The following is a 9,979-nucleotide window of genomic DNA, read 5'->3' as shown; positions in this document are numbered from 1 at the left end:
CGACTATCGTGGAATAGTGACTGAACCGAACCCCAGCGTCGAGCTGTCGACCAACGGCGTGGGGCCCTGGCAGGGCGAATGGCCCACTGACGCCCACTACGATCCTGCGCTGCTCGAACGCGGGGATAGCCGCAACGTCATTGACCGGTATCGCTACTGGAACATGGAAGCGATCATTGCCGATCTTGACGTGACGCGGCATCCATTCCACGTTGCCATCGAGAACTGGCAGCACGACATGAACATCGGTTCCATCGTGCGCAGCGCCAACGCGTTCGGCGCCGACACTGTGCACATCATTGGGCGGCGGCGCTGGAACAAACGCGGCGCAATGGTCACTGACCGGTACCAGCACGTGTTGCATCATCCGGATGTCGCGGCCTTCGTCGAGTGGACTGAAGCCAACGACCTGCCGATCATCGCGATCGACAACGTGCCCGGCAGCGTCATCATCGAAACTTTTGACATCCCGAAGCGCTGCGTGCTGCTGTTCGGCCAAGAGGGCCCCGGGCTCTCTCCCGAAGCAATCGACGCTGCCACGGATGTCGTGGAGATCAGCCAGTTCGGTTCAACCCGATCCATCAATGCGTCAGCCGCGGCTGCCGTAGCGATGCATAACTGGATTACCCAGCACGTCAGCTTCACGAAGTAGGGAACTATGACACAGCCCGCGAAAGTCACCATTATTGGCGCCGGAATCGTAGGGCTGTCAACGGCCTGGTTCTTGCAGGAGCGTGGCGTGGAGGTCACCGTGCTCGACCGCACGGGCGTTGCCGCTGGTGCTTCGCTCGGTAACGCCGGCTGGGTTGCTCCCGCACTGACACTTCCGCTGCCGGAGCCCTCGATCTTCAAGGTCGGTATCAAAGCGGTTATCGACCCCACCTCGCCCGTGTACGTTCCGGTCGCCGCCAACTCGACGCTGCTGCGCTTCCTCGCTGGCTTTGCGCGTCACTCGACGCCCAAGATGTGGCGCCGCAATATGGTCACGTTCGCCGAAATCAACAAGTGGAGTCTCGAATCCTTCGACCGAATGGAAGACGGCGGAGTCTCTGCAGCCCTCAAGCACGCCGACCCCTTCCTTGCTGCTTTCACTAATGAATCCGACCGCCAGGTCATCACCCACGAATTCGATGAGGTCGCGGCCGGCGGCGGTCACGTGAGCTTTGAGAAGATCACCGGCGACGAGCTGCGCGAGTTCGAGCCGAGCGTCTCCAAGCTCGTGACTCATGGACTGCGCGTGGATGGCCAGCGCTTCATCAACCCTCCCTCGTTCATGGAGGTGCTCGCGGCATCAGTGCGCGCTCGCGGAGCCACGATCGTGGAAGGCGCGAAAGCGACCGGCATCCGCGACCTCGGTGCTGCCGGTGTCGCCGTTGATGTCGAAGGTCAGAACGCGGTGCTCAGCAACGAAGTCGTTATTGCTACCGGAACGTGGCTCGGCGACCTCGCCCGTCAGTTCGGCGTGCGCCAAGTCGTGCAGTCCGGCCGCGGTTACAGCTTCAGCGTGAAGCCGCCCGTGATTCCCACGCACCCGATCTACCTGCCCGCCCAGCGCGTAGCCTGCACACCCCTCGGGGATCGGCTGCGCGTGGGAGGCATGATGGAATTCCGGTCGGTTGACGCGCCGGCCGATTCTCGCCGCATCCAAACCATCGTCAACGCGGCCAGCCCGATGTTCGACGGCGTCGACTGGGATGCCCGCGAAGAAGAGTGGGTCGGCTCGCGCCCTTGCACTCCCGACGGCCTGCCGCTCGTCGGAGGTACGCGCTCGCCGCGCGTTCACGTCGCTGGCGGTCACGGCATGTGGGGCGTCACCCTCGGTCCCTTGACGGGGCGGATTCTCGCCGAGTCCATCACCGGTGGCGACAAGCACCCGCTGCTGACCGCCTTCGACCCGCTGCGCTAAGACATTTCGACGATGGATGAAGGAGGGGAGGCGCTCCGTGAGGGAATTCGTGCCACCCCCAGTTCGCGCTTGAAACGCTGACGCATTATCGTTTTTCCCGCGCGCGGGATAGCGTCGCAGTGCGACCATAAATCGGAAGAGTGGTTGCTCGCAGTCTCTGGGGGGAGATTATGTCTGTGCTGCCCGGGAGCAAATCCCGAAAGACTTCAACGATCATCCGACTGGCGCTGGCCAGCGTGGCTCTGGTCGGTATTGGTGCTGCCGCCACGAGCGCCGCGTGGACTGCCCAGACGACCCTTTCTGCCAGCGCGAAAGCGGCATCCATCGAGCTCTACGGAGCCCTGGCGGTCAACGGCACCTGCCCGACCACTCAAGGGTCGGCCTATGTCGAAGCAGACACGAGCGCGGGTGCCGTTGCCATCACTCTCGCGTCGGGAGAGTTTTCTGCCCTTGTGCCTAATCAACAGCGCACAGTCGCTATCTGTGTGCGCAACGGCGGTGACCTGCCCCTTAACGTTTCGCTGAACCCCCTTGCCGTCAGCAGCAACAGCATCTTCGGTGGGTCTGCGCCGGCCACGATCGAGGTTCGCACGAGTGCCGCCGCATTCACCTCGACAGTTCTCGCTGCTAACGCGACCCTTCCGCTGAACGTTGTCGTCACGACGCCGACGAGCTGGCCCACTTCATATCAGGGCCTCTCCTCCGGCGCGGTCGAGATTGTCTTCAGCGGCTCTACGGATGTGCCCTAGTGCGCGCGATGAAGGTAATCCGGGCTGCCGGTGATGGGCTGCTGTGGGTCATGGCCGTCATTGGCGCGCTCACCGGAGTGCTCTGGATCGCTCACGCGTTCGGCCTGATTCAGCCGCTCGTGGTGGTGTCGGAGTCGATGCAGCCGGCGATTCGAACCGGTGACCTGCTCGTCGCGTTCCCCGTTCCCGTCGAAGATCTTGCCGTGGGAGATATCGCTAGCCTGCCTTCCACGATCACTGGCAATCTCATCACGCACCGCATTATTGATGTCGCGACCGATGGTGACGCTGTGTACTTCGAAATGCAGGGTGACGACAATGATGCTCCGGATGCTGAAACCTACGAGTATGCGCTCGGTGACACTGCGCTGCATCCGATGCTCACTATCCCCCGAGCAGGCTCCGTGCTGACTGCGCTTGGCTCGCCGATGATTGGCATCCCGCTCTTCGTCGCGATTGTTGCGTCGATTCTCTTGACGGTGCTCCCGTCGAACCCTCGCAAGCTCGACGAGAGCGGCGAAGCTGACGACCAGTTGGCGCTCTCCGGCGCTGCCGCTGTGACGGAGGAATGAACAGGCTGATGAAACGCATTCTTGTGACAATCGTTGCGCTAGCAGCGACCGTGGCACTCTTTGCTGGCGCGACCACTGCCACGCCGAACACGACGGTGGCGGCCTGGACTGACCCCGCTGTGTTCGTCGCTGAAGCGTCGACCGGCACATGGGGCAGCTCCACCCCCACCCCGAGCTCTATCGTGATCGTTGCGGGAAACACCTCAACCTCGCTCGACTCGACCGCCTGGGATATCCCGGCCTCCGCGACAAGTTCCAGCTTCTGCGTCGACGTGACCGTGCGAGGAACGGATGCCACTCCGCGCGCGTGGGAACTGCATGCCGACATGACCTTGCCGCCGTTCAACGGCCGCACGGGATCCGGCGGAATCTACTCGCGGGGTTCGACGCAGGCGTCATTCTCGACCAGCTCTGCTAGTCCAACCACTCTTGTGATTACGGGTGCCGGCTCGGGCGGTTCGAACTGGAATGAGTCCTATAACAACCGACTCCTCACCGATACTCAGCAGCTGATCATCACGATCTGTGTGAGCAGTGTGCCCATTGCTGCTCCGGGTGCCAGCAGCTACTACTCGGTGACGCAGGCGCACGCTACCTGGACAGACACGCAGGCCTGTGTCGCCGTCACCGCTACGGGCAAGGTGAGCGACCTGCAAGCCAACCCCTTCTACTTTGGGTGGGAGGCAACAGTGAACCTCGCCGCAGCGAAGAACCGCATCCTGAGTGCAGGCAAGACGGTGAACTACGTGGGTTGGTCGCCGTCACCCTCTTCTGGCTATCAATACACGACGGTGCCGACGACCTACTACCCACCCGCCGATTCCTACGCGATCACCTCCGGCCGCGCCACCGCCATCAAGGCCACCCAGTCGAGCACTATTGCGGCGTGTGTATACGGCTACTAGTAGGTGCGCTGCGGAGCGCTAGTCGCATTCGATTTCGGGCTCGGGCTCGGGCTCGGGCTTGGGCTTGGGTTGAGGCGAAGGTGCGGGCTGCGGCTCGGGCGCAGGGCGTGAGGGCTGTGAAGCCTCCCGCACGCGATCAACGAGTTCACGCCACGGACCAACCAGCTGCTGCTCGGGGATGACTGCTTCGTGCGGTTCACAGTGAATTTCGTAGATGTAGCGGTCGGGCATCGTGTTTTCGACCGGATGCTCGTGCCACGGCAGTTCTGCAATCAGCACGTACCACCGCTCGGGGTCGGGCTGCTCATCGACGACGACATCCCATTCGATGCGGCGACCGAGAAGCCCACCGCTGCGCCACACCTGTACCTTCACACGTGCATGCTATCCCGTCGCCGTGCGGGCGAACAGGGTGCAGGTGAACAGGGTACGACGAACAAGGTGCGAACCAACGCAGCACCTCCGAGCGAGGTTCTCGGTCACGGCGTCACGCTTCGGCGGGAATCACTCCAACTAACGCCCAGCCGGCTTCGACCGCGCGCTGCTCGGCGGAACCGTCACCGAAGCGCGCTACCGCAGCCACGATGGTGGCGGCAGCGAACTCGGAGAACTCGCTGCGGGGTGTGAGCGAACCGTTGGTGAGGGTGTCGTACCAAATCTGCCCGGCGCGCTCCCACGCGAAGCCGCCAAGAGTGTCGGCGGTGCTCCAGAAGGCGCGGTTGGGGATTCCCGAGTTGAGGTGCACACCGCCGTTGTCGTCTCGCGTGACGATGAAGTCATCCCAGTGGGCGGGTTGAGGGTCTTTGCCGAGCACATCGTCGTCGTAGGCGGTGCCGGGCGCTTTGAGAGACCGCAGAGCATTGCCCTCGACCTCATCGGTGAAGATGCCTTCGCCGACTAACCACGATGCTTCGGCCGCGGTCTGGCGCCAGGCGTGCTGCTCGACGAGTGCCCCAAACACGTCGGAGACGTGCTCGTTGAGGGCGCCGCTCTGGCCGCGGTAAACAAGGCCCGCGGTGAATTCGGTGACTCCGTGCGCAAGCTCGTGGCCGATGACGCTGAGCGAGCGAGTGAAGCCGGTGAAAATTTCACCGTCACCATCGCCGAAGACCATGCGGCTGCCATCCCAAAAGGCATTGTCGTAGAGCGAGCCGAAGTGCACGGTCGCTTCGAGCGGCGACGAACGATCGTCGATCGAGTCACGCTCAAACACTTCCCAGAACAACGCGAACGTGTAGCCGAGGCCGTCATAGGCCTCCGTCACCGAAGCGTCGTCTGTCTCGGGCCCTCCTTCTGAGCGCACGAGGATGCCGGGCAGAGTCTCCCCGGTCTGGGCGTCCGAAATGGCGCGGCTCACAATGCCGCGCTCCGCTGGCTCGTCTGGGCGAAGTGACCGCGGTGGAAGTGTGTGTTCGTGGCGCCCATGATCGAGGTGGTCATGCCCGATGTCGATGAGGGATCGCTGCGCGGCATGGGCTGCTCGCTCAAAGCGGGGGTCGTCGAGCGTCGCGATTCGCGACAACAAAAACGGGGGAACGATCGCGCACAGGGCGCGGGGCGATTCGGCGGGGGAAACGTGTTGCAGTGGCATCCGGAACATGATTCATGCTGACACGAACCACTGACGCTGGCGACGATGGCTCACGATTCTCACGGAGTCCCCAGCAACGCCGCCACGCAAGAAATCGCTACGACAAGCAAAAGACTGCTCTCGGGTAGACTGAGGTGTAATCCCCCCACTTCTTCGAAGGGATCCACCATGCCAGCAATCGTCATTATCGGCGCCCAATGGGGCGACGAGGGCAAGGGTAAAGCAACCGACCTCCTCGGTAGCCGCATCGACTATGTCGTCAAATTCAACGGCGGAAACAACGCCGGACACACGGTCGTTATCGGCGACGAAAAGTACGCGCTCCACCTTCTGCCATCTGGCATCCTCACCGAAGGTGTCACCCCGATCATCTCCAACGGTGTCGTCATCGACCCCGAGGTGCTTTTCGAGGAGCTCGACGCTCTCATCGCCCGCGGAGTCGACGTCTCCAAGCTGCTGGTGAGTGCCAACGCGCACATCATCACTAACTACCACCGCACCCTCGACAAGGTGACGGAACGCTTCCTCGGCAAGCGTCAGATCGGCACAACCGGTCGCGGAATTGGTCCGGCGTATGCCGACAAGATCAACCGCGTCGGCATCCGAGTTCAAGACCTTTTTGACGAGAACATTCTTCGCCAAAAGGTTGAGGGCGCTCTCGACCAGAAGAACCACCTGCTCGTGAAGGTCTACAACCGTCGCGCAATCGAGGTTGAAGAGATCGTCACCGAGCTGCTCAGCTATGCCGACCGTCTGCGCCCCATGGTCGCCGACACCGGTCTGCTGCTGAACAAGGCACTTGACGATGGCGAGATTGTGCTCTTCGAGGGCGGCCAGGCCACGATGCTGGATGTTGACCACGGCACGTACCCGTTCGTCACGTCCTCCAACTCCACCTCGGGTGGCGCGGCTACCGGTTCGGGTGTTGCCCCCAACCGCCTCGAGCGCATCATTGGAATCGTCAAGGCCTACACAACTCGCGTTGGTGCCGGCCCGTTCCCGACTGAACTGCACGACGAGTCGGGCGAGTTCTTGCGCGCCAACGGTTTCGAGTTCGGAACCACCACCGGGCGCCCGCGTCGCTGTGGTTGGTACGACGCCCCCATCGCCCGCTACACGGCGCGCGTCAACGGCGTCACCGACTTCGTGCTCACCAAGCTCGACGTGCTCACCGGCCTCAAGACGATCCCCGTCTGCGTCGCGTATGACGTTGACGGTGTGCGCTTCGACGAGATGCCTGTCTCACAGTCCGACTTCCACCACTCGGTGCCGATCTACGAAGAGTTCCCCGGCTGGGACGAAGACATCACCGGCGCTCGCACCTTCGAAGACCTGCCCAAGAACGCGCAAGACTACGTGCTCGCCATTGAAGCAATGAGCGGCGCCCGCATGTCAGCCATCGGCGTTGGCCCCGGCCGCGACGAAATCATCGTTCGTCACGACCTCGTCGACTAAGCACTTCTGCAGTTAGCTCGCCGCCAAGCGGCACGCACCGGAGAGATCCGGGGCGTGCCGCTTCTGCGTTGGCGGGCGGAGCGTATGACGTGCCGATGGGGAGCCAATCGGGGATTGCTGGACTGAACGGCCGTAATCGGTGGGTGAAAGTCCGAAAAGCGCGGGTGTGGGGACTCCGCAGGGTGGGAGTATTTGTGAGTGACCGTAACGCGCCCGCAGCCCCGCATCCTTCAGGGAACCTTCGTCTCCGTTGAACCCCTGACCGAAGCGCACCTCGCTGAGCTCTGGCATGCACTCGGTGTGCCCGCGGTCTTTGCCGGTGGCTACGGTGGCGGCCCTGCCGGGCTGCCCGCCGACGAAGCATCCTTCATCGAATGGATGCGCGCTGGCTACCTCGGTTACGCCGACCGGCTGCCGTTCGCGGTGCGCCTGAGCTCTGGCCCCGACGCCGGACGTCTTGTCGGCGTGAGCACCCTCGGTGACCTCGACGAGAAGAATTCCAACGCTCACCTTGGCTGGACCGCCTACGCGCCGAGCGTGTGGGGCACTGCGGTGAACCCTGAAACGAAACTCCTGCTGCTCGGCTTCGCCTTCGATAACGGCTACAACCGAGTGCGGCTTCAAGCAGACTCCATCAACGAGCGCTCGCGCGCCGCCATCCTTAAGCTCGGTGCGACCTTCGAGGGCATCCAGCGCCAGCACCTGCTGCGGGTCGACGGCTCGTGGCGCGACACCGCCGTGTACTCCGTAATCGACTCAGACTGGCCGGGCGTGAAGGCCGGACTGCTCGCCCGTCTCGAGCAGGAGCCGCGCGCGTGAGCCGCCCCGTTGCTCCCGCTGGCCGGGTCGAAAAGCATGACACGGCATCCCCGCTCGGAACCTGGTTGCGGTTTGCCGCAGCCGGACTGGTCTGGGGCTCCAGCTTTCTCTTCATGAAAGTGGCGCTGGATGGCGTGAGCTTTGGCCAGGTCGCCTGGAGCCGGGCGGTACTCGGTGCTCTCGCGCTCGTCGTCGTGTTTGCGGTCAGCCGCCGTAAGCTGCCGCGCCAGCCCATCGTCTGGGCGCACTTCACAGTGCTCGCGTTCCTCTTCGCCGTGTTCCCGTACCTGCTCTTCGCGTGGGCTGAGCAGTACGTGAGCTCGGGCCTCGCCAGCATTTACAACGCCACAACGCCCATCATGACCGCGATCTTTGCGACCCTCGTGTTTCGGGTCGAGAAGCTCACGCGCTCGCAGATCGCGGGCGTCACTCTCGGCATCTTTGGGGTGCTCGTGATCATCGCGCCGTGGCAAGCCGGCGACATCAGCGGCAGTCTGCTGGGGCAACTTGCGTGCCTCGGCGCAGCGCTTTGCTACGGCGCCGCGATGAGTTACCAGCGCAAATTCGTGGCGCCGTACAAGGTGCCCGGCGTCACCTCCGCGACCATGAATATCGGCATTGCCGCCGTCATCTACCTTCTGCTGACTCCGCTCGTCGCGACCGGCCCGGTGAACCTCACCCTCCCCGTGGTGGCCAGCCTGCTCGCCCTCGGGGTGCTCGGCACCGGCATGGCCTACGTCTGGAACTACCGGGTGCTCGCCGAATGGGGACCGACCCGCACCTCGACCGTCACCTACATCACGCCCGTGATCGGCGTCATCCTCGGCTTCGTCATCCTCAACGAAACGATGTCGTGGCATGAGCCCGTCGGCGCCGTGATCGTGCTGGTCGGAGTGCTGTTGGCGCAGGGGCGGATCGCGCTGCCCGGGGCGCGAGCTCGCGCGGTATAGAGCGCGGGGAGGGCGGGCGGCCGCGCATAAAGCTTTCCTATGAATCCGGTAGGCAAGGGCTGTTTCAGCGCGGTCTGGCAGTGGGGGTCTGGGAAACTTGAGCCGTGTCTTCCCCCTATCTCGTGCGCCGTATCGGCGTCGGTGCAGCAGCCCTCGGCGTTGTAGCGGCCATCACCGCGTTCGTCATCATGGCCTCCCCGGTAGCCGAAACAGCTTCGTCGGCCGCTGAGGATGTCGCTGCCGCCGTCGCAGAAACCCCCGAGGTTCACGCGGTCAGTGCCACTAGCGGCACTCTCGTTGGTGGGGAATCGATCACCATCACGGGGGCAGCCCTCGACGATGTCACCGACGTTACCTTTGGCGGAGTCGCCGCCACCGACGTCGTGGTCACCGACAGCGGAACTCTCACCGCGACAGTGCCCTCGGCTGTCGACTTTCAGCCCACGACAGTCGCCATCGAAGTAGTGGCGGATACCGTGCCGGTTGCCGCTGCAGCCGCCCTCGACTACACCTACGAAGCATCCACCCCGGTCGACAACCAGATGCAGTACTTGATGGAGCACTGGGAAGACTACAACGTCGACGAATACGGCGACCTCAACTCGGTCGGTGGTGACTGCGCCAACTTCGCGAGCCAATCCTTGCTGATGCGCGGGTGGACCATGACCGCCGACTGGTTCAACTACGACGCCGCTGCCGACTGGAGCGGAGCCTGGGGTTATGTGCCCACGATGGAGAACTGGTTGATCTCCAACCCCGAGCTCGGGGCAACCCAGTTGAGCTTCGACGAGCGCGACCAAGTGAAGGTCGGAGATCTCGTTGTCTTCGACTGGAACGACAATGACTTCCTCGACCACATTCAGGTCGTTTCCTCAGTGGAGACCGTCGACGGCGAAATCGTCATCAAGATGGTCGGCCACAACCTCGACACCAACTACCGCGACCTCGACGAAACCATCACCGTGGACCACCCCGGCGCTACCGGACACTTCTGGAGCATCCCGTAACGAGCGGTGGTTTAGCGTTCCTGCT

11 protein-coding genes are annotated in these 9,979 nt (G+C 63.3%); 9 read left to right on the top strand and 2 right to left on the bottom strand.

Translation table 11 applies throughout. The annotated features are described in order from the left end of the window. Window positions 1-16 precede the first annotated feature (16 nt). From I6E81_RS07470 to I6E81_RS07450, 5 genes are all read left to right on the top strand, one after another. Window positions 17-652, top strand: a complete 636-nt coding sequence (locus I6E81_RS07470; RefSeq protein ID WP_197106703.1) for a TrmH family RNA methyltransferase — start codon at window positions 17-19, stop codon at window positions 650-652. A gap of 6 nt (window positions 653-658) precedes the next feature. Further along, entirely contained in the window at window positions 659-1,906 is a 1,248-nt protein-coding gene (locus I6E81_RS07465) for an FAD-binding oxidoreductase (RefSeq protein WP_197106702.1), read from the top strand. 170 nt (window positions 1,907-2,076) lie between these two features. Next, a complete protein-coding gene (locus I6E81_RS07460; RefSeq protein ID WP_197106701.1) occupies window positions 2,077-2,655 on the top strand; it encodes a hypothetical protein in 579 nt (192 codons plus the stop codon). An 8-nt stretch (window positions 2,656-2,663) separates the two neighbouring features. Beyond that, window positions 2,664-3,227: a signal peptidase I gene (locus tag I6E81_RS07455; RefSeq protein WP_197106700.1), complete on the top strand. Its 564-nt coding sequence runs from the start codon at window positions 2,664-2,666 to the stop codon at window positions 3,225-3,227. 8 nt (window positions 3,228-3,235) lie between these two features. Beyond that, window positions 3,236-4,132: a hypothetical protein gene (locus I6E81_RS07450; protein WP_197106699.1), complete on the top strand. Its 897-nt coding sequence runs from the start codon at window positions 3,236-3,238 to the stop codon at window positions 4,130-4,132. 18 nt (window positions 4,133-4,150) lie between these two features. Here I6E81_RS07450 and I6E81_RS07445 read toward each other — a convergent pair whose 3' ends face one another. Together I6E81_RS07445 and I6E81_RS07440 are read right to left on the bottom strand one after the other, a co-directional pair. Next, entirely contained in the window at window positions 4,151-4,507 is a 357-nt protein-coding gene (locus tag I6E81_RS07445; protein ID WP_231603886.1) for a protealysin inhibitor emfourin, read from the bottom strand. 112 nt (window positions 4,508-4,619) lie between these two features. Beyond that, entirely contained in the window at window positions 4,620-5,723 is a 1,104-nt protein-coding gene (locus I6E81_RS07440) for a M4 family metallopeptidase (RefSeq protein WP_197106698.1), read from the bottom strand. Window positions 5,724-5,891: 168 nt separating this feature from the next. Here I6E81_RS07440 and I6E81_RS07435 point away from each other — a divergent pair, with 168 nt between their 5' ends. From I6E81_RS07435 to I6E81_RS07420, 4 genes are all read left to right on the top strand, one after another. After that, window positions 5,892-7,178 carry an adenylosuccinate synthase gene (locus I6E81_RS07435; protein WP_197106697.1) on the top strand — a complete coding sequence of 429 codons (1,287 nt, stop codon included), beginning with the start codon at window positions 5,892-5,894 and terminating at the stop codon, window positions 7,176-7,178. A gap of 198 nt (window positions 7,179-7,376) precedes the next feature. Beyond that, the gene (locus I6E81_RS07430) at window positions 7,377-7,997 is read left to right on the top strand and encodes a GNAT family N-acetyltransferase (protein ID WP_197106696.1); all 621 of its coding nucleotides are present in this window, start codon (window positions 7,377-7,379) and stop codon (window positions 7,995-7,997) included. Further along, the gene (locus I6E81_RS07425; protein ID WP_197106695.1) at window positions 7,994-8,947 is read left to right on the top strand and encodes a DMT family transporter; all 954 of its coding nucleotides are present in this window, start codon (window positions 7,994-7,996) and stop codon (window positions 8,945-8,947) included. Before I6E81_RS07430 ends, I6E81_RS07425 begins: the two co-directional genes overlap by 4 nt. A gap of 104 nt (window positions 8,948-9,051) precedes the next feature. After that, window positions 9,052-9,954, top strand: coding sequence for an amidase domain-containing protein (locus I6E81_RS07420; protein WP_197106694.1), 903 nt, complete (start codon window positions 9,052-9,054; stop codon window positions 9,952-9,954). The last annotated feature ends 25 nt before the right edge of the window (window positions 9,955-9,979 follow it).

The sequence above is a fragment of the Salinibacterium sp. NG22 genome, assembly GCF_015864925.1.
GTDB lineage: Bacteria > Actinomycetota > Actinomycetes > Actinomycetales > Microbacteriaceae > Rhodoglobus.
This window is presented reverse-complemented; position numbering and strand designations above follow the sequence as displayed.